The 17,056-nt window shown below is 66.7% G+C and carries 20 protein-coding genes; 8 read left to right on the top strand and 12 right to left on the bottom strand.

The genetic code is table 11. The features are described from left to right. On the bottom strand, positions 1–681 hold the full coding sequence (locus tag AC1DFC_RS21905; RefSeq protein ID WP_007836347.1) for a hypothetical protein: 681 nt from the start codon (positions 679–681) through the stop codon (positions 1–3). After that, positions 668–1,525 carry an SURF1 family protein gene (locus tag AC1DFC_RS21900; protein ID WP_478179990.1) on the bottom strand — a complete coding sequence of 286 codons (858 nt, stop codon included), beginning with the start codon at positions 1,523–1,525 and terminating at the stop codon, positions 668–670. Before AC1DFC_RS21900 ends, AC1DFC_RS21905 begins: the two co-directional genes overlap by 14 nt. Before the next feature lie 27 nt (positions 1,526–1,552). Here AC1DFC_RS21900 and AC1DFC_RS21895 point away from each other — a divergent pair, with 27 nt between their 5' ends. Beyond that, positions 1,553–1,783 (top strand): twin transmembrane helix small protein, encoded by a 231-nt coding sequence (locus tag AC1DFC_RS21895; RefSeq protein WP_007836352.1) that lies wholly within the window; start codon positions 1,553–1,555, stop codon positions 1,781–1,783. A gap of 80 nt (positions 1,784–1,863) precedes the next feature. On the opposite strand, the gene AC1DFC_RS21890 is transcribed toward AC1DFC_RS21895, so the two are convergent. From AC1DFC_RS21890 to AC1DFC_RS21855, 8 genes are all read right to left on the bottom strand, one after another. Continuing rightward, entirely contained in the window at positions 1,864–2,745 is an 882-nt protein-coding gene (locus tag AC1DFC_RS21890) for a cytochrome c oxidase subunit 3 (RefSeq protein WP_007836354.1), read from the bottom strand. A gap of 63 nt (positions 2,746–2,808) precedes the next feature. Further along, positions 2,809–3,024, bottom strand: a complete 216-nt coding sequence (locus AC1DFC_RS21885) for a DUF2970 domain-containing protein (RefSeq protein WP_007836356.1) — start codon at positions 3,022–3,024, stop codon at positions 2,809–2,811. After that, the gene (locus AC1DFC_RS21880) at positions 3,021–3,647 is read right to left on the bottom strand and encodes a cytochrome c oxidase assembly protein (RefSeq protein WP_478179989.1); all 627 of its coding nucleotides are present in this window, start codon (positions 3,645–3,647) and stop codon (positions 3,021–3,023) included. The genes AC1DFC_RS21885 and AC1DFC_RS21880 overlap by 4 nt, the downstream gene beginning before the upstream one ends. Positions 3,648–3,676: 29 nt before the next feature. Beyond that, a complete protein-coding gene (locus AC1DFC_RS21875; protein WP_007836360.1) occupies positions 3,677–3,793 on the bottom strand; it encodes a cytochrome oxidase small assembly protein in 117 nt (38 codons plus the stop codon). A 14-nt stretch (positions 3,794–3,807) separates the two neighbouring features. Then, complete coding sequence (ctaD, locus tag AC1DFC_RS21870) at positions 3,808–5,448, bottom strand: cytochrome c oxidase subunit I (protein ID WP_478179988.1); 1,641 nt, start codon at positions 5,446–5,448, stop codon at positions 3,808–3,810. 43 nt (positions 5,449–5,491) lie between these two features. After that, positions 5,492–6,670, bottom strand: a complete 1,179-nt coding sequence (gene coxB / locus AC1DFC_RS21865) for a cytochrome c oxidase subunit II (protein WP_007836364.1) — start codon at positions 6,668–6,670, stop codon at positions 5,492–5,494. 59 nt (positions 6,671–6,729) lie between these two features. Then, positions 6,730–7,206: a DUF2244 domain-containing protein gene (locus AC1DFC_RS21860; protein WP_042673895.1), complete on the bottom strand. Its 477-nt coding sequence runs from the start codon at positions 7,204–7,206 to the stop codon at positions 6,730–6,732. Between the two features lie 199 nt (positions 7,207–7,405). Next, positions 7,406–8,320 (bottom strand): class I SAM-dependent methyltransferase, encoded by a 915-nt coding sequence (locus AC1DFC_RS21855; RefSeq protein ID WP_478179987.1) that lies wholly within the window; start codon positions 8,318–8,320, stop codon positions 7,406–7,408. A 53-nt stretch (positions 8,321–8,373) separates the two neighbouring features. Here AC1DFC_RS21855 and AC1DFC_RS21850 point away from each other — a divergent pair, with 53 nt between their 5' ends. Further along, positions 8,374–9,069, top strand: a complete 696-nt coding sequence (locus AC1DFC_RS21850; protein WP_478179986.1) for a phosphoribosyltransferase family protein — start codon at positions 8,374–8,376, stop codon at positions 9,067–9,069. A 31-nt stretch (positions 9,070–9,100) separates the two neighbouring features. Next, positions 9,101–9,562 (top strand): tRNA (uridine(34)/cytosine(34)/5-carboxymethylaminomethyluridine(34)-2'-O)-methyltransferase TrmL, encoded by a 462-nt coding sequence (trmL, locus tag AC1DFC_RS21845; RefSeq protein ID WP_007836375.1) that lies wholly within the window; start codon positions 9,101–9,103, stop codon positions 9,560–9,562. 20 nt (positions 9,563–9,582) lie between these two features. On the opposite strand, the gene AC1DFC_RS21840 is transcribed toward trmL, so the two are convergent. After that, positions 9,583–10,044, bottom strand: coding sequence for a MaoC family dehydratase (locus tag AC1DFC_RS21840; protein WP_007836376.1), 462 nt, complete (start codon positions 10,042–10,044; stop codon positions 9,583–9,585). An 80-nt stretch (positions 10,045–10,124) separates the two neighbouring features. Further along, positions 10,125–10,745: a ParA family protein gene (locus AC1DFC_RS21835; RefSeq protein ID WP_007836377.1), complete on the bottom strand. Its 621-nt coding sequence runs from the start codon at positions 10,743–10,745 to the stop codon at positions 10,125–10,127. A 93-nt stretch (positions 10,746–10,838) separates the two neighbouring features. Here AC1DFC_RS21835 and kefF point away from each other — a divergent pair, with 93 nt between their 5' ends. From kefF to AC1DFC_RS21810, 5 genes are all read left to right on the top strand, one after another. Beyond that, on the top strand, positions 10,839–11,558 hold the full coding sequence (kefF, locus tag AC1DFC_RS21830; RefSeq protein WP_478179985.1) for a glutathione-regulated potassium-efflux system oxidoreductase KefF: 720 nt from the start codon (positions 10,839–10,841) through the stop codon (positions 11,556–11,558). Beyond that, entirely contained in the window at positions 11,559–13,421 is a 1,863-nt protein-coding gene (gene kefC / locus AC1DFC_RS21825; protein WP_413333602.1) for a glutathione-regulated potassium-efflux system protein KefC, read from the top strand. A 229-nt stretch (positions 13,422–13,650) separates the two neighbouring features. Beyond that, on the top strand, positions 13,651–14,988 hold the full coding sequence (locus AC1DFC_RS21820) for an MFS transporter (protein ID WP_413333604.1): 1,338 nt from the start codon (positions 13,651–13,653) through the stop codon (positions 14,986–14,988). Positions 14,989–15,030: 42 nt separating this feature from the next. Next, complete coding sequence (locus AC1DFC_RS21815; RefSeq protein ID WP_413314378.1) at positions 15,031–16,086, top strand: aromatic ring-hydroxylating dioxygenase subunit alpha; 1,056 nt, start codon at positions 15,031–15,033, stop codon at positions 16,084–16,086. Next, entirely contained in the window at positions 16,083–17,048 is a 966-nt protein-coding gene (locus tag AC1DFC_RS21810; RefSeq protein WP_007836382.1) for a PDR/VanB family oxidoreductase, read from the top strand. The genes AC1DFC_RS21815 and AC1DFC_RS21810 overlap by 4 nt, the downstream gene beginning before the upstream one ends. Positions 17,049–17,056: the final 8 nt, after the last annotated feature.

Here is a 17,056-nt window from a genome sequence, read left to right as displayed (position 1 = left end):
TCAGCGGCCCGGTTCGTCCCACGACGCCGAGGCGCGCAGCAGGCGGTCGAGGTCGCGCTTGGCGCGGCTGGCACCGGCCGCGTCCATGCGGGCGGGGAACCGCATCATCCAGTTGCCCATCGGATCGACCACGTAGAGGTGTTCGGCCAGCGAGTGGCCCGGCATGGGAGCAAGCCACTTGGCCAGCTGGTCGGCCGGCACGCGCAGCACCGTCGCGCCATGCAGGCCGTTGTTCAGGCGCTCGGGCACGGGCGCGGCGTCGCTCACGAGCCAGACACGGTCCATGCGGTCTTTCTCGCGGCCCAGGCTCTCGCGCAGCTGGCGCTGCAGGTAGAGCTGCTGCTCGCAAAGCGCATCGCAGGCTGCATCGGCCACGGCCACCAGCAGCCACTGGCCCTTGAGCGTGGCGATGTCCACCGGCGCACCATTGCGGTCGGTGGCCGTCAGCTTCGGCAGCTCGCGCTGCGGCTCGACCAGTTCGCCGTAGACGCTGCGGCCTTCGGGCCGGATCACGTAGTAGGTGAAGTACGAGGCAATGACGGGCGCCGCGCACATCAGCATCACGGCGATCATCTTCCAGCGCCCCATGACCGTGCGCCGGCCTTCCGCGCCGTCGAGCGCCTGGTTGGGCGACGGCATCGAATGCACCGTCAGGCCCAGCGGCTCGTCAGAAGCGGCCATCGCGCGCGCGGCGCCTCGAGCGGCGGAGGGGTGTGATGAATTGGAACCAGACATAGAGGATGACGACGAGGGCCGACAGGCCGAACCACTGGAATGCGTAACCGTAGTGCCTCTCCAGGCCCAGCGCCGGGGCCGGCCAGTCGCGCTGCAGGCCCTCGGAGGCCGGTCCGCTCTGTTGCAGCGACACGTCGGTGCGCAGCGGCAGCTTGGTTTCGGCGCGGAAGGCTTCCAGGTCGAGATTTTGCCGGATGGGCGAATACCCCTCGGCGGCCGATGCCGGAGCGGCCGGTGCGGAGGCCGCCGGGGCAGGCGCCGAAGCAGCCGCGGCCGGTGCGGATGCGGATGCGGGGGTGCCCAATTCCAGCAGATGGCTCGGCGGCGGCTCGACCAGGCCCGTGACCTCGACGATGCCGGCGGGCGTCTCGACCGCGCCCAGCCGCGTGCGGTCGACGAAATTTCGCTGGATCCAGCCGCGTTGCACCATCACCGTCTGTTCGGTGCCTTCCAGGGCGAAGGGCGTCAGCACGTAGAAGCCTGGCGTGCCGTGCATCTGGCGGTTGTCGAGAAATACGGTCTGCGGCGTCAGCCACAGGCCGCGCAGGCGCACCGGGCGATGCATCGCGTAGGAGGGCTTCTCCATCGCCAGGAACTCGGCCTGAGTCAGCGCCGGCTTCAGCTTCTGGGCCTCGATGTCGGCCTGCAGCGCTTCTTTCTGCGCGGCGCGCGACAACTGCCAGCGGCCCAGTGAAACGGTGGCTGCCACCGTCAGCACGGCAGCGATGGTGATGAGCCAGAAACGGCCCGGCCGGCGCCGGTCTTCGGAATACAGGGGTTCAGGAGTCACTGGAGGGAACGGGGCGTGCGGCCGATAATGTGGGTCATGAAATATTTCGTCGCCCTGGTGTTCCTGGGCATCTTCGCGAGCCTCGCGTTTGCCCTGTTCTTCATGCTGAAGGACGGGCGCAATGGGCGCGCCAAGAGCGGCGGCATGGCGCGCGCGCTCACCGTTCGGATCGGCCTTTCGGTGTTTTTGTTCCTCTGCCTGCTGCTGGCCTGGAAACTCGGCTACATCCAGCCCACCGGGCTCCCAGTCGGCAAGTAGATGGTGCTCGTTCCACGAGAACCATGAAAAAGGCGCCTTGCGGCGCCTTTTTTCTGGAATGCCGGGACGAGGTTCTTCGCTCAAAGCCAATAGACCAGCATGTAGAGGCCGAGCCAGACCACGTCCACGAAGTGCCAGTACCAGGCCGCGCCCTCGAAGCCGAAGTGACGTTCCGGCGTGAAGTGGCCCTTGCGCAGGCGCAGCGTGATGAACAGCAGCATCAGCATGCCGATGAACACGTGCAGGCCGTGGAAGCCGGTCAGCATGAAGAAGGTCGAACCGTAGGTGCCCGAGCTGAGCTTGAGGTTCAGCTCGGTGTACAGGTGGTGGTACTCGTAGCCCTGCACACTCAGGAAGATCAGGCCGAGCAGCACGGTAAGCCACATGAAGCGGATCGTCTGTGCGCGGTGGCCGGCACGCAATGCGTGGTGGGCAATGGTGAGCGTCACGCCCGAACTCAGCAGCAGCGCGGTGTTGATCGTCGGCAGCCAGAACGGGCCGACGGTCTGGAAGGGCTCGACGATGCCGGCCGGCGAGCCGGTGGCGCCGGCGGCGGCACTGGGCCACACGGCCTTGAAGTCGGGCCAGAGGATCGCGTTGTCCAGGCCGCCGAGCGACGGCAGCGCGTGGGTGCGGGCCCACCAAAGCGCCGTGAAGAACGCGCCGAAGAACATCACTTCCGAGAAGATGAACCAGCTCATGCTCCAGCGGAACGAGAGGTCGACCTTGTGGCCGTACTGGCCGCTCTCGCTTTCGCCGATGGCGGCGCGGAACCACACGAACAGCGTGCCGAGCCAGACCACCATGCCGGCCAGCAGGGACCATGCGCCCCACTCGTGGCCGTTGATCCATTGCGCGGCGCCCAGGATCACGAAGAACAGGCCGATCGCGGCCGAAACCGGATACGCCGATGGTCCGGGCACGAAGTAGTAGGGCGTGGTGCCGTGGGTGGTTGAACTCATATCAGCTCCTGGCTTTCTTTCTTCTCTCGATTCAATGGATTCTGCTTGTCGCGGGTTTCGCCGTCAGGCTGCTGCGACCACGTGGCGCACCAGCAGCACCAGCCCGACCACGAAGACGATCACGGCGACGAACGCCACCGCGATGATGTGCAGCGGATTCAGCTTGCCCAGGTCTTCCTGGTAGGCGCTGTTCTTGCGAACACCGAAGAACGACCAGCCCACCGCCTTCACCGTGTCCCACAGCGAAGCCTTCGGCCGGTTTGACGAGGGATCGGTCACGAGCGCGGCTCATCGGAAGTCCTGGAAACGGCGGCCACCGGTGCCGCAGGCGTCTTGCCGCCCACCTCGAAGAAGGTATACGACAGCGTGATGGTCTTCACGTCCTTGGAAATCTTGGGATCGATCACGAACGCAACCGGCCACTGCTTCTTCTCGCCCGGATCGAGCGTGTACTGGTTGAAGCAGAAGCACTCGAGCTTGTTGAAGTAGGGTGCAGCCTGCTGCGGCGCGTAGCTCGGGATGGCCTGTGCGGCCATGCGGCGGTTCTGCACGTTCTGGAATTCGTACATCACCGTGTTGAGCTGGCCGGGGTGCACCTGGATGGTCCGCTCCGCGGGCTTGAAGTCCCAGAGGCCGCCGCGCACGTTGGAGTCGAACTCGACCGTGATGGTGCGGGTCATGTCGACCTGCGTGTTGTCGGGCACGCGCACGTTCTTGCCGCCGCTGGCACCGCCCGGCACCTCGAGCTCGGAGAGCGCGAGGATGTTGATGCCGGTCATTTCGCAGATCGCGCGGTACATCGGCACCAGCGCATAGCCGAAGGCGAACATGCCGCAGGCCACGACGGCCAGCTTGCCGACCATGCGCACGTTGGCGCGGCGAACGCGTTGGCCGAGGCTCATGGTGCGTGCTGCTCCCGTTCGGTTGGCGGTCAGCGGCCGCTGAAGAAGACCATGCGGACGATGAAGCCGATGAAGAAGATCACCGCGATGGAGGCCAGCGTGAGCCCCATGCGTCGGTTGTTCTTTCTTTGTTCAGGCGTCGTCATCGTCGTGCGGCCCGTCAGCCGATCACCTTGGTGGCGGTCGCGTCGAGCTTGGGCGGGGTCTCGAAGGTGTGGAACGGCGCCGGCGACGGCACTTCCCACTCGAGGCCTTCAGCGGCTTCCCATGGCTTCTGCAAAGCCTTCTCACCCTTGCCGCGCATGGTGGGCAGCACGATGAAAAGGAAGAAATACAGCTGAGCGAAACCGAAGAAGAAGGCACCGACCGACGCCAGGGCGTTGAAGTCTGCGAACTGCATCGGGTAGTCGGCGTAGCGTCGCGGCATGCCGGCAAGGCCAAGGAAGTGCATCGGGAAGAAGGTCACATTGAACGAGATCAGCGACCACCAGAAGTGCACCTTGCCGCGCGTTTCGTTGTACATCACGCCGGTCCACTTGGGCACCCAGTAGTAGAAGCCCGAGAACATGGCGAACAGCGAGCCGGCCACCAGCACGTAGTGGAAGTGGGCCACCACGTAGTAGGTGTCCTGCAGCTGCGTGTCGATCGGTGCGACCGCGAGGATCAGGCCGGTGAAGCCACCCATCGTGAACACGAAGATGAAGCCGACGGCGAACAGCATGGGCGTCTCGAAGGTCATCGAGCCCTGCCACATCGTCGCGATCCAGTTGAAGATCTTCACCGCCGTGGGCACCGCGATGAGCATGGTCGCGTACATGAAGAACAGCTGGCCGGTGAGCGGCATGCCGGTCGTGAACATGTGGTGCGCCCACACGATGAACGACAGGATGGCGATCGACGAGGTGGCGTACACCATCGAGGCGTAGCCGAACAGGCGCTTGCGGGCGAAGGCCGGCACCACCTGGCTGATGATGCCGAAGGCCGGCAAGATCATGATGTAGACCTCGGGGTGGCCGAAGAACCAGAAGATGTGCTGGTACATCACCGGGTCGCCGCCGCCGGCGGGGTTGAAGAAGCTGGTGCCGAAGTGGCGGTCGGTCAGCGTCATCGTGATGGCGCCTGCGAGCACGGGCATCACCGCGATCAGCAGGTAGGCGGTGATGAGCCAGGTCCAGCAGAACATCGGCATCTTCATCAGCGTCATGCCGGGGGCGCGCATGTTGAGGATGGTCACGATGATGTTGATCGAGCCCATGATCGACGAGGCGCCCATGATGTGCATCGCGAAGATGCCGGCGTCCATCGAGGGGCCCATCTGCAGCGTGAGCGGTGCGTAGAGCGTCCAGCCGGCAGCGGGTGCGCCGCCGGGCATGAAGAACGAACCGACCAGCATCAGCGCCGCGGGAATCAGCAGCCAGAAGCTGAAGTTGTTCATGCGTGCGAACGCCATGTCGGAGGCGCCCACCTGCAGCGGGATCATCCAGTTCGCGAAGCCCACGAAGGCCGGCATGATGGCGCCGAACACCATGATCAGGCCGTGCATGGTGGTGAACTGGTTGAACAGCTCGGGGTTCACCAATTGCAGGCCGGGCTGGAACAGCTCGGCGCGGATCAGCAGCGCGAGCACGCCCCCCACCATCAGCATGGTGAAGCTGAACAGCAAGTAGAGCGTGCCGATGTCCTTGTGGTTGGTCGCGAAGACCCAGCGGCGCCAGCCGGTGGGCGCGTGGTGGTCGTGATGCTCGTCGTGTGCGTGGTCGCCGTGGGCGGCGTGACCGTGGGGGTCGAGGACTGCACTCATTTCGTTGTTCCTTGCAATTTCTTCGTCGCGGGACGCTGTCGCATCACTTGCCGCGCAGGGCCAGCACTTCGGCCGGCTGCACCAGCTGGCCGGTCTTGTTCGACCAGCTGTTCTTGGTGTACGTGGCCACGGCCGCGAGGTCGGTATCGCTCAGCTGCTTCCAGGACGGCATCGCGCCGTTGTTCTGGCCGTTGAGCAGCACATGCAGTTGTACCGAGTGGTCGGCATCGAGCACCTTCGGGTCGCCGTCGAGCGCCTTGATCGGGCCCGCGCCCTTGCCGTTGGCCTGGTGGCAAGCGGCGCAGTTGGCGGCATAGACCTTTTCGCCACGAACGAGCATGTCGGGCAGCGTCCAGACCTTGGTCGGGTCGTCGAGCTTGGCGGCGGCTTCCTTGCGCTTGGCGGCCACCCAGGTCGTGTAGTCGGCCGACGAGACCACCTTCACGTGGATCGGCATGTAGGCGTGTTCCTTGCCGCACAGTTCCTGGCACTGGCCGTAGTAGTCGCCCACGGTCTCGGCACGGAACCAGGTGTCGCGCACGAAGCCGGGAATCGCGTCCTGCTTCAAGCCCAGCTGCGGCACGGCGAAGGCGTGGATCACGTCGTTCGCGGTGGTGATGATGCGGACCTTCTTGTTGACCGGCACCACCAGCGGGTTGTCGACCTTCAGCAGGTAGTCGTCGGGCATCGCGCCCTTGGCGCCGGCGTCGGACATCGCGCGCTGCGAGCTGTCGAGCGTGGAGATGAAGGCCAGGCCCTCGCCTTCGCCGTTCAGGTAGTCGTAGCCCCACTTCCATTGATAGCCGGTGGTCTTGATCGTGAGGTCGGCGTTGGTGGTGTCCTTCTGGGCCACCAGCACCTTGGTGGCGGGCAGCGCCATGACGATCACGATGAGGAAGGGCACGATGGTCCAGATGACCTCGACCACCACCGATTCATGGAAGTTGGCCGCCTTGTGGCCGACCGACTTGCGGTGCTTCCAGATCGAATAGAACATGACCGCGAACACGGCGACGAAGATGACCGTGCACAGGATCATCATGATCGTGTGGAGCAGATGCTGCTCCTGCGCGATCTTGGTCACGCCGACCGGAAGATTCAACTGGCGAACCGAAGGGCCGCCGGGCAGATCGTTGACTGCGTGCGCCGCGCTGCTGAAAGCCGCGCCGGCCGCCAGCAACAGATTCGCCGGCCTGTACTTATTGCGCCAAATGCTCTTCATCGTGTTCACGTTTCTTCAATTTATCGACAACCCAACCGTGCAGCACTGCGCGAGCCCCCTCAGGCGCCACGCAACGCCATGCGAATCTCGCGGGCCAAAGCCGCACGCAACTCCGGGCGTACATAGCGCCCCACCCTGACCGATCGACCCTGCCCCGAGACCTCGATCAGCGAGCGATCGCCGGTCTGCGGTTCGATCCGCACCTGGTGCGGAAGAAATTCCGTGCGTTCGTAGTGCCCGCCGTTCTCGAGCTCCACGACGAGCCGCCCCTCCTGCAGCGCGATCTTCTCGCCGTCGGTCGCATGCCGTGCGTAGACCATGAACGCAAACCCGACAGCGGCCAGCTCGAGCCAGGCAAAAGGCAGCACCAGCGGCGCACCGTGCAGCCAGAACAGGGTGCCGGTGCCGAGCGATACCACGCACAGCGAGGCGTAGAGCCAGCCCAGCTGGCTCGGCGTCACCGAGCAGTTCCGCCTCAGGAACCAGTGGATGCTCTGGCCTGAAACGGTGGCAAATCGAAACACGGAATTCGACACGGGCGAGTTCAGCAAATCGGTGCGTCGATGGTCGCCCAATCCCTCGTACACCTTCGTACAAACAGGATCCGACACCCGTCGATCGCGGGACAATACCCGCGGGTTCCACGCAACGGCGGATTGTAGCGGGTAGATATCTGCGCCCGCGTTGCGTAGAGGACGCCTACGGGTCACTACTAACTAGGCAAAAAGGCCCGTATCAGGCACCCGGGCGGCCGCGCTGGAGCATCGAGCGCATCTCGCGCAGCGACACCGCGCTTTCGGCCGACAGCGACACGCGCGGCACCGGCTTGAACGCGTGGCCGTAGATGACCTCGAAGGTCAGCGCGATGCGCCCGCCGCCCTCTTCGGCCGGGGCGAGTTCGGGCAACGCCTTCTTCAGCGACCGGTGCCAGGCCTTGCCGCGCAGCGCCGGGAAGCGCGCCGGGTGCAGGTTGCGGCCCAGCGTGCGCAGCTCGGCCAGCGCCGCCTCGGGCGTGGCCCAGGTCAGCACGATGCGCTCCATGTCCATCACCGGTTCGGCGAAGCCGGCGTGCACCAGCATGTCGCCCCAGTCGTGCATGTCGGTGAACTCGTGGCCCGCGGCCGGCCAGCCGAGCCGGGCATGCAGCGCGCGCAGCTCGCGCACGGTGTCGGGCCCGAGGCAAGAGAACATCAGGAAGCCGTCGGTCGCCACCAGCTTGTGCCAGTGCGCAATCAGCGCTTCCGGGTCGGCCGCCATGTGCAGCGACATGTTGGCCCATAGCAGGTCGACGCCGTCTTCGGGCGGCGCGTCGAAGCGCGCCTTGCCGGCCTGCCAGCGGCGCGCGCTCCACCATGGGGCGGCCAGCGCCTGGCCGGTGGCGGCCGCGAGCGCGGGCTCCGGCTCGATCACGAAGGAAGCCGCGTCCTTGTAGCGGCGGGCGACGAGTTCATGCGCCTCGAGGCCGCTGCGCAACGGTGCCCAGTCGGCCCATGTGCGGGGCTGGGCCTTGATCCATTGCAGCCGGTCTTCCATCCGGCGGCCGATTTCCTCGTGCAGCCAGGGGGAGCCGTCGGCAGGCGCGAGTTGGCGCCAGCGGGCGGCCGCCGTGGCATCGATGGTCGGCGGTCGTCGTGAGGGGTCGGTGGCCATGGGGCCGTGAGTATATTGAGGCCATGTCCAGCCATCGGGCCTTGTGGCCTTTCATGCCTTTCACCTCGCTGCTCGCACGGCTGCCCAGCCAGTGCGCGGTCTGCCGCGCCTGGCCGTCTCGCCCGGTGTGCGATGCCTGCGTGGCCCGCTTCGCACCGCCGACGGCGCGCTGCTGCAGTTGCGCCCTGCCCGTGCCCGAAGGCGTGAGTCGCTGCGGCGACTGCGTGACGCACCCGCCGCCGCTGGACGCCTGCCTCGCGGCCTGCACCTACGCATGGCCGTGGCCGGACGCCATTACGGCATTCAAGTTCCGGGGCGAGGCCGGCTGGGCCGGCCCGTTCGCCACGCTGCTGCGCAGCACGCCCTGGGTGGAGCCGGCGCTGGAGGCTTGCGACAGCGTGCTGCCGATGCCGCTGGCGCCGGGCCGGTTGCGCGAACGCGGCTTCAATCAGGCGCACGAGTTGGCGCGGCGGCTGTCGCCTGCCAAGACCGACGCCACCCTGCTTCTGCGCACCCGCGAGACGCCCGCACAGAGCGGCCTTTCGCGCGCCGACCGGCTGCACAACCTGCGCGGCGCCTTCGCCGTGGAACCGCTGCGCGCCGAGAAGCTGCGCGGCCAGCGCCTCGTGCTGGTGGACGACGTGATGACCAGCGGCGCCTCGCTGTTCGCGGCCGCCGAAGTGCTGCGGCTGGCGGGCGCGGCCCATATTACGGCCGTCGTGCTGGCCCGGACCGATCCGCCGCGCTGAACCTCCGAGGCGGCCCGCCGACAATCGGCGCATGTTCCATATCGTCCTGGTCCACCCCGAAATCCCGCCGAACACCGGCAACGTGATCCGGCTCGCCGCCAACACCGGCTGCACGCTGCACCTGGTCGAGCCGCTCGGCTTTTCGATGGACGACCGCCTGCTGCGCCGCGCAGGGCTCGACTACCACGAGTACGCCGAAGTGAAGCGCCACGCCGACTGGCAGGCGCTGCTCGCCACGGAGCAACCGGCCGCCGACCGCATGTTCGCCCTCACCACGCGCGGCACGCGGCCCGTGCACGACGTGCGCTTCCAGCCCGGGGACTGGCTGGTGTTCGGCTCGGAGACCAGCGGCCTGCCGCCCGTCGTGCGCGACGGCTTCGCCGAGCCGCAGCGCCTGCGGCTGCCGATGCGCGAGGGCCAGCGCAGCCTGAATCTCTCGAATGCAGTGGCGGTGACGGTGTTCGAGGCCTGGCGGCAGAACGGCTTCGGCTGAAACGAAAAAAGCCCGACGCCTCAGCGGTAGCGGCGCACCACCGACTCGGCCACGCACGCCGGCTTGGCGGCGCCCTCGAGCTCGATGGTGACTTCCCAGGTCATCTGGAAGCCGTCGTCGGCGATCGGCTCCGAACTCAGCAGCTTCATGCGGGCGCGCAGCCTCTTGCCCACCGGCACCGGCGACATGAAGCGAACCCGGTTCATGCCGTAGTTCACGCCCATGCGCGACTCGACCACGTCGATCGCCGTCTCGAAAAAGCGCGGCAGCAGCGACAGCGTGAGGAAACCATGGGCGATCGGTCCGCCGAAGGGGCCGGCCTTGGCCCGCTCGACATCGATATGGATCCACTGGTGGTCGCCCGTCGCCTCGGCGAACTGGTTGACCTGCTCCTGCGTGATGGTGATCCAGTCGCTCACGGCGACCTCCTGGCCAACGCAGGCGGCGAGATCCTGAAGGGTCTGGAATGTCTTTTTGGTCATGCGGGCATTCTGGCGTGCGGGGTGTACGCCCGGCTGTCGGGCTCGCGACAACCGGGCTCAGGGAAAACCGGGAGCCTGGACTAGGTGTCGAGCCATTCGCGGATCGGCTGCCACTGCTCCAGGTCGCGCTGCACGCGGCCGGGCGCGATGTCGAACAGCGTGAGTCCGCGCGCCGCGAGCTGCACGTAGTTCTGCGTGTCGCGCAGTTCGCCGATCACCGGCACGCCGAGCCCGGCGATGAACTCGTGGAGCCGGTCGGCCGCCAGCGTGCGGGCGTTCACGCGCATGCCGACGAGGCCGATCTTCGTCTTTTCGGCGCGGCGGTCTTCCAACAGCCGGTCGAGGAAGTCGCGCGTCGCGTAGATGTCGAAGATGCTCGGCTGCAGCGGCACGATCACCCGGTCGGCCAGCGCCAGCACTTCCTTGAAGCGCCAGCCGTGCAGGCCGGCCGGCGTGTCGAGCACCGCGTGCGTGGTGCCGCGCGGCGGCCGCACCACCGTGCTGTCGCCGATGGCCTCCCAGGTGGCGATGGGCCGGGCCATCGGCGGACGCAGGCCCAGCCAGAGCCGCGAGGATTGCTGGCGATCCACGTCGCCCAGCATCACGGCATGGCCGTGGCTTGCGAAGTAGCCCGCGACGTTGGTCGCGATCGTCGACTTGCCTACGCCACCCTTGGGATTGGCGACCAGAACCACCGGCATAAAAGCTCTCCTCCGGAACAGGGACAGCGGGAATGGTAGCCGCCGGCGCCCTTTCGCCCGGCGAACCGGCCTTGACTGCGCTATGTTCGCGGGATGACGACAACAACATCCACGGGAAATTCCGGCGGCATCTACGTGCTCGCGGCCCACCCGCACTGGCGCGACTCGCGCGTCAACCGCCGCATGCTCGCCGCCGCGCGGGCCGTGCCGGGCATCGACGTCAACGACCTCTACGGCAGCTACCCCGACTTCGCCATCGACGTCGAAGCCGAGCAGGCCCGGCTCGCCAAGGCCGACCTGGTGGTGCTGGTGCACCCGATCCAGTGGTACTCGATGCCAGCGCTGCAAAAACTCTGGGTCGACGACGTGCTCGGCTACGGCTGGGCCTACGGCCCCGGCGGCACGGCGCTGCAGGGCAAGGACCTCTGGCTGGTCGCCACCACCGGCAGCCCCGAAGCCGCGTACCACCCCCAGAACTACCACCGCTATTTCTTCGACGCCTTCCTGCCGCCCTACGAGCAGACCGCCGCGCTGTGCGGCATGCGCTTCCTGCCGCCGCTGATCTTCTACGGCGCGCGCAGCGCCGGCGAGGCGGACGTGGCGTCGCACGTCGCAACCTTTGCCCAGCGCCTCGGCAGCTACCCCGACTGGCCCGAGATCGAGGAGATCGACGCCTGCGTGGCCTGCCCCGTGCCCGAGAGCGACCGGCCAGCCGACACCAACGACATCGGCCAGGTGGTCTCCAGCGCCCTCCAGGCTGCCATGGCCCACGGCCTCGCGGCCACGGCCGCAGACAACGGCAAGGCGGCCTGAATGGAACACGCACCCGCCTGGCTGACCAACAGCCTGATCTACCTTGGCGCCGCCGTGCTGGTGGTGCCGCTGTCGAAGGCCCTGGGCCTCGGCTCGATCATCGGCTACCTCGTGGCCGGCATCGCCATCGGCCCCTGGGGACTGGGCCTCGTGTCCAGCGTCGAGGACGTGCTGCACTTCGCCGAGTTCGGCGTGGTGCTGATGCTGTTCCTCGTGGGCCTCGAACTCGAACCCAGGCGCCTGTGGAACCTGCGCCGCCCCATCTTCGGCTGGGGCGCCGCGCAGGTGCTGAGCTGCGCGACGGTGCTGTTCGCCGCGGGCTGGGCCGTGGGCGCCGAATGGCGCGTGGCGCTGGTGGCAGCGCTGGGCCTCGCCTTGTCGTCCACCGCCATTGCGCTGCAGGTGTTCGGCGAGCGCAACCTGCTGAAGACGCCCAGCGGCCAGGCCGGCTTCTCGATCCTGCTGTTCCAGGACGTGGCCGCGATTCCGATCCTCGCACTGCTGCCGCTGCTCGCGGGCGCCACCACGGCCGAGCAGTCCATCACCGGCCTCGAACGCGCGCTGGAAGCCGCGAAGATCATCGGCGTGATCGGCGGCATCATCCTCGGTGGCCGGCTGCTGCTGCGTCCCATCCTGCGCTGGATCGCGCGCAGCGACACGCCCGAGATCTTCACCGCCGCCGCGCTGCTGCTGGTGGTGGCCATCGCCGCGCTGATGCAGGCAGTCGGCCTGTCGATGGCGCTCGGCGCGTTCCTCGCCGGCGTGCTGCTGGCCGAGAGCGAATACCGGCGCGAGCTCGAGACCGACATCGAGCCCTTCAAGGGCCTGCTGCTGGGCCTGTTCTTCATCGCCGTGGGCATGTCGATCAACTTCGGCGTGCTGATCGCGAGCCCCTGGGTCATGGCGATGCTGGTGGTCGGTTTCATGGCCGTCAAGCTGGTGGTGATCTACGCGCTCGCCAAGGCCATGGGCATTGCCTACCAGGAGCGCCCGGTGTTCACGCTGCTGCTGGCGCAGGGCGGCGAGTTCGCGTTCGTGGTGTTCCAGGCCGCGGGGCCCGACGTGCTGCCGCCCGAGATCACCTCGCTGCTGATCGGCGCGGTCGCGCTGTCGATGCTGCTGTCGCCGCTGCTGCTGGTGCTGCTCGACAAGTTCGTGCTGCCGCGCTACAGCCGCAACGGCGGCACCCAGCTGGAAGAGATTTCGGAGCAGCAGGACGCCAAGGTGCTGATCTGCGGCTTCGGCCGATACGGCCAGATCGTCGGCCGCATGCTGATGTCGCAAGGCCTGCGCGTGACAGTGCTCGACCACGACGCCGACACCGTCGAAGGCTTGCGCCAGTTCGGCTTTCGCGTGTTCTACGGCAATGCCACGCGGCTCGACCTGCTGCGCACCGCAGGCGCCGGCTCGGCCAAGGCCATCGTGGTGGCGGTGGACGACATCGAGCAGTCGCTCGAAATCGTCGACCTGGTGAAGGAGAACTTCCCGCAGGCGCGCATCATCGCGCGGGCTCGCAACGTGACGCACCTGTTCCAGCTGCGCGACCGTGGCGTGATGGACGTGGAGCGCGAGGTGTTCGAGTCATCGCTGCGCAGCGCCCGCACCACGCTCGAAGCACTGGGCTGGCCGGCGCATGAAGCGCGCGAGTCGGCCATGCGCTTTCGCCGCCGGAATATCAAGCTCAGCGACGAGATCTATCCGCACTACAAGGACCGCGCCAAGCTGATCGCGGCCAACAAGGCGGGCCGCCAGCAGTTCGAGGAACAGATGGCGCGCGAGCGCGAGGAGCGACAGCGGCGCTCGGGGCGCGACTGGGATCGGATCGACGAAAACGAGGCAACGAAGGAAGAGGCGGACGCGTAGCGCCCCTCCGCTCGCGCCTTCAGGGGGCCCCGGCATCACGTCGGGCGTGGACCTGCCGCCCCAGCCAAGAAGAGCGGGACGCCATATCGATTTCCATCAGGGTTTCCCCTCAGCAAGCTCCAATCCATCATTCAGTACACTGATTGTCATATTCAGTGTGCTGAATGTCATGTCGCACTCAAAAAAACCTTCGTGCGACTGCGCTTGTATTTCCCTTCAGGAGACAACGATGAAACACGCCTTGCGCCGTGACCTGGACGAAGGTCCCATGAGCAGATTCCAATGGAGCGCGATCGCCATCTGCGTCACGCTCATCATGCTCGACGGCTTCGACGTGCTGGTGATGGCATTCACCGCCGCCAGCGTCTCGGCCGAATGGAAGCTCAGCGGCGCCCAGCTCGGCGTGTTGTTCAGTGCCGGTCTGTTTGGCATGGCCGCCGGTTCGCTGTTTCTCGCGCCCCTTGCCGACCGATTCGGGCGCCAGGCCATCATCCTCCTGTGCCTCGTCGTGATCGCGCTCGGCATGGGGCTTTCGGCGCTGGCGCAGAGCAGCACCCAACTGGCGGCCCTGCGCGCACTCACAGGGCTCGGCATCGGCGGAATGCTGGCCAGCGTCGGCGTCATCACTGCTGAATTCGCCTCGAACAAGTGGCGCAGCACGGCTGTCGCCTTGCAGGCGACGGGCTATCCCATCGGCGCGACGATCGGTGGCAGCATCGCCGCGGTGCTGCTCGAGGCCTACGGGTGGCGCTCGGTCTTCGTCTTCGGCGGCCTCGCCACGGTCGCCATGATTCCGCTGGTGCTCTGGCGGCTGCCGGAATCCGTCGACTTCCTCACTTCGAGGCGCCCGGCTGGCGCGCTGCAAAAGCTCAACGCCCTGCTGCGAAAAATGCAGCGCACCGAACTGGCCGAACTCCCGCCGCTCCCGGCCGTTGGCGAACGCCCTTCCAACACGATCCCGGGCCTGTTCAACGGCGGACTGGCCCGCTCGACGCTGCTGCTCTGGGCCGCATTCTTCCTGCTCATGTTCAGCTTCTACTTCGCGCTCAGCTGGACGCCGAAGCTGCTGGTTTCGGCGGGGCTCTCGGCCCGCCAGGGGATCACGGGCGGCGTGCTGCTGAACATCGGGGGCATCGTTGGCGGCAGCCTGTTCGGGCTGCTGGCCGCCCGGCTGGACCTCGGCCGGCTGACGGCTGCCAGCCTGACGATGACAGCCGTCGCCATGGCCGCCTTCGGCGCCTCGACTGGTCACCTCGGTGCGTCGTTCGCGATTGCCTTCCTGATCGGCGCATTCATCTTCGGCTCGATGGCCGGCCTCTATGCGTTCGCGCCGGTCATCTATCCGGCGGCAGTGCGCACGACCGGCATGGGCTGGGCCATCGGCATCGGCCGCATCGGTGCCATCCTCGCTCCGCTGATTGCCGGCATGCTGCTCGACGGCGGCTGGCAGGCACCGAAGCTGTACTACGCCTATGCGCTGCCGCTGATCGCGGCGATGGCGGCAGTGCTGGCGCTGCGCCAAAGCGCCGCGCGGCAATCCACAGGCGCCGTGATCAGTGCGCACTGAGCCGGTTTCTTTTTCTTTCCCGGAAATCTCAAGGAGACACACATGTTCCCGAAAAATGCCTGGTACGTGGCCTGCACCGCCAACGAAATCGACGACAAGCCGCTGGGCCGGATGATCTGCGGCGAGAAGCTCGTGCTGTACCGTGCGGCTGAGGGCAAGGCTGCGGCGCTGGAGGATTTCTGCCCGCATCGGGGTGCACCGCTCTCGCTCGGCTCGGTCGTCGAAGGCAAGCTCGTGTGCGGCTATCACGGCCTGGAGATGGGCTGCGACGGCAAGACGGTCGCCATGCCCGGCCAGCGCGTGCGTGGATTCCCCGCGATCCGGTCCTTCCCGGTGATCGAGCGCTATGGTTTTGTCTGGGTGTGGCCCGGCGACCCGGCCCTGGCCGACCCGGCCAAGCTGCATCACCTCGAGTGGGCCGAAAGCCCGGATTGGGCCTACGGCGGCGGCCTCTTCCATATCCAGTGCGACTACCGGCTCATGATCGACAACCTGATGGATCTGACGCACGAGACCTACGTGCACGCGACCAGCATCGGCCAGAAGGAAATCGACGAGACGCCGACCAAGACCGTCACCGAAGGCGACACCGTCACCACCGCCCGCCACATGGAAAACATCATGGCGCCCCCTTTCTGGCGCATGGCGCTGCGCGGCAACCACCTGGCCGACGACGTGCCGGTCGACCGCTGGCAAATCTGCCGTTTCACGCCGCCGAGCCACGTGCTGATCGAAGTCGGCGTCGCGCACGCCGGCAAGGGCGGCTATCACGCCGACCCGGCGCACAAGGTGTCGAGCATCGTGGTCGACTTCATCACCCCCGAAACGGAAACCTCGATCTGGTACTTCTGGGGCATGGCACGCAATTTTCAGCCGCACGACAAGGCGCTCACCGCATCGATCCGCGAGGGCCAGGGCAAGATCTTCAGCGAAGACCTCGAGATGCTCGAATCGCAGCAGCGCAACCTGCTCGCGCACCCGCAACGGCAGTTGCTCAAGCTCAACATCGATTCCGGCGGCGTGCAGTCGCGCCGTGTCATCGAACGCCTGATCGCACAGGAAGACGAAGCTTCCAGCAAGCAGGAGGTCGCAGAATGAACGCCTCCGAACTCAACGTGCGCGTTGCACGCAAGCACGTCGAAGCGCTGGACATCTGCACATTCGAACTGGTGCGGGAAGATGGAGGCGCCCTGCCGGCGTTCTCGGCCGGTTCGCACATCGACGTGCACATGCCGAACGGTGTCACGCGCCAGTACTCGCTGTGCAATGACCCGAGCGAGAGCCATCGTTATCTGATCGGCGTGCTGCGCGACCCGAACTCCCGCGGCGGATCGCAAACGATGCACGACCTCGTCAAGGAGGGCGACGCGCTTCGCATCAGCGCACCGAAGAACCACTTCCCGCTGGCGCACGGCGCCGCGCACAGCGTGCTGATTGCCGGCGGAATCGGTGTGACGCCCATTCTGTGCATGGCGGAGCGGCTGGCGGTCGCCAACGCGGCCTTTGAAATGCACTACTGCACGCGTTCGCAGGAACGCACCGCGTTTGTCGAGCGCATCGCGCGAGCGCCATTCGCTTCCCGGGTGCAATTTCACTTCGATGACGGGGATGAAACGCAGAAGTTGTCGCTTCCGGCCGTTGTCCAGGCTCCGAAGACGGGCGTTCATCTGTACGTGTGCGGGCCCAAGGGCTTCATGGACTGGGTGCTCGACGCTGCACGCGCCGCCGGCTGGCCGGTCGACCAGCTCCACTACGAATTCTTCTCGGCCGAGGTGGTCAAGTCGGACGCCGACGCAGCCTTCGAGGTCAAGCTCGCGAGCTCCGGCCGCATCGTTGCGGTGCCCAAGGACAAGACGGTGGTGCAGGCCCTTGCGGCGGCGGGTATCGAGGTCGCCACTTCGTGCGAGCAGGGCGTGTGCGGCACGTGCCTCACGCGCGTGCTCGAAGGCGAACCCGACCACAAGGACATGTATCTGACGCCCGAGGAACAGGCAGCCAACGATCAGTTCACGCCCTGCTGTTCGCGATCGCGTTCGCCGATCCTCGTGCTCGACCTGTAGGGCGCTTG

It is taken from the genome of Variovorax sp. 10L421, assembly GCF_056395365.1.
This window is presented reverse-complemented; position numbering and strand designations above follow the sequence as displayed.

Excerpts from the sequence above, each read along its gene's own strand:
- AC1DFC_RS21905 (WP_007836347.1), bottom strand. The coding sequence starts at position 681 with ATGGCCGCTTCTGACGAGCCGCTGGGCCTGACGGTGCATTCGATGCCG.
- AC1DFC_RS21895 (WP_007836352.1), top strand. The coding sequence starts at position 1,553 with ATGTGGGTCATGAAATATTTCGTCGCCCTGGTGTTCCTGGGCATCTTC.
- AC1DFC_RS21890 (WP_007836354.1), bottom strand. The coding sequence starts at position 2,745 with ATGAGTTCAACCACCCACGGCACCACGCCCTACTACTTCGTGCCCGGA.
- AC1DFC_RS21880 (WP_478179989.1), bottom strand. The coding sequence starts at position 3,647 with ATGAGCCTCGGCCAACGCGTTCGCCGCGCCAACGTGCGCATGGTCGGC.
- AC1DFC_RS21875 (WP_007836360.1), bottom strand. The coding sequence starts at position 3,793 with ATGACGACGCCTGAACAAAGAAAGAACAACCGACGCATGGGGCTCACG.
- ctaD (WP_478179988.1), bottom strand. The coding sequence starts at position 5,448 with ATGAGTGCAGTCCTCGACCCCCACGGTCACGCCGCCCACGGCGACCAC.
- coxB (WP_007836364.1), bottom strand. The coding sequence starts at position 6,670 with ATGAAGAGCATTTGGCGCAATAAGTACAGGCCGGCGAATCTGTTGCTG.
- AC1DFC_RS21855 (WP_478179987.1), bottom strand. The coding sequence starts at position 8,320 with ATGGCCACCGACCCCTCACGACGACCGCCGACCATCGATGCCACGGCG.
- AC1DFC_RS21850 (WP_478179986.1), top strand. The coding sequence starts at position 8,374 with ATGCCTTTCACCTCGCTGCTCGCACGGCTGCCCAGCCAGTGCGCGGTC.
- trmL (WP_007836375.1), top strand. The coding sequence starts at position 9,101 with ATGTTCCATATCGTCCTGGTCCACCCCGAAATCCCGCCGAACACCGGC.
- AC1DFC_RS21840 (WP_007836376.1), bottom strand. The coding sequence starts at position 10,044 with ATGACCAAAAAGACATTCCAGACCCTTCAGGATCTCGCCGCCTGCGTT.
- AC1DFC_RS21835 (WP_007836377.1), bottom strand. The coding sequence starts at position 10,745 with ATGCCGGTGGTTCTGGTCGCCAATCCCAAGGGTGGCGTAGGCAAGTCG.
- kefF (WP_478179985.1), top strand. The coding sequence starts at position 10,839 with ATGACGACAACAACATCCACGGGAAATTCCGGCGGCATCTACGTGCTC.
- kefC (WP_413333602.1), top strand. The coding sequence starts at position 11,559 with ATGGAACACGCACCCGCCTGGCTGACCAACAGCCTGATCTACCTTGGC.
- AC1DFC_RS21820 (WP_413333604.1), top strand. The coding sequence starts at position 13,651 with ATGAAACACGCCTTGCGCCGTGACCTGGACGAAGGTCCCATGAGCAGA.
- AC1DFC_RS21815 (WP_413314378.1), top strand. The coding sequence starts at position 15,031 with ATGTTCCCGAAAAATGCCTGGTACGTGGCCTGCACCGCCAACGAAATC.
- AC1DFC_RS21810 (WP_007836382.1), top strand. The coding sequence starts at position 16,083 with ATGAACGCCTCCGAACTCAACGTGCGCGTTGCACGCAAGCACGTCGAA.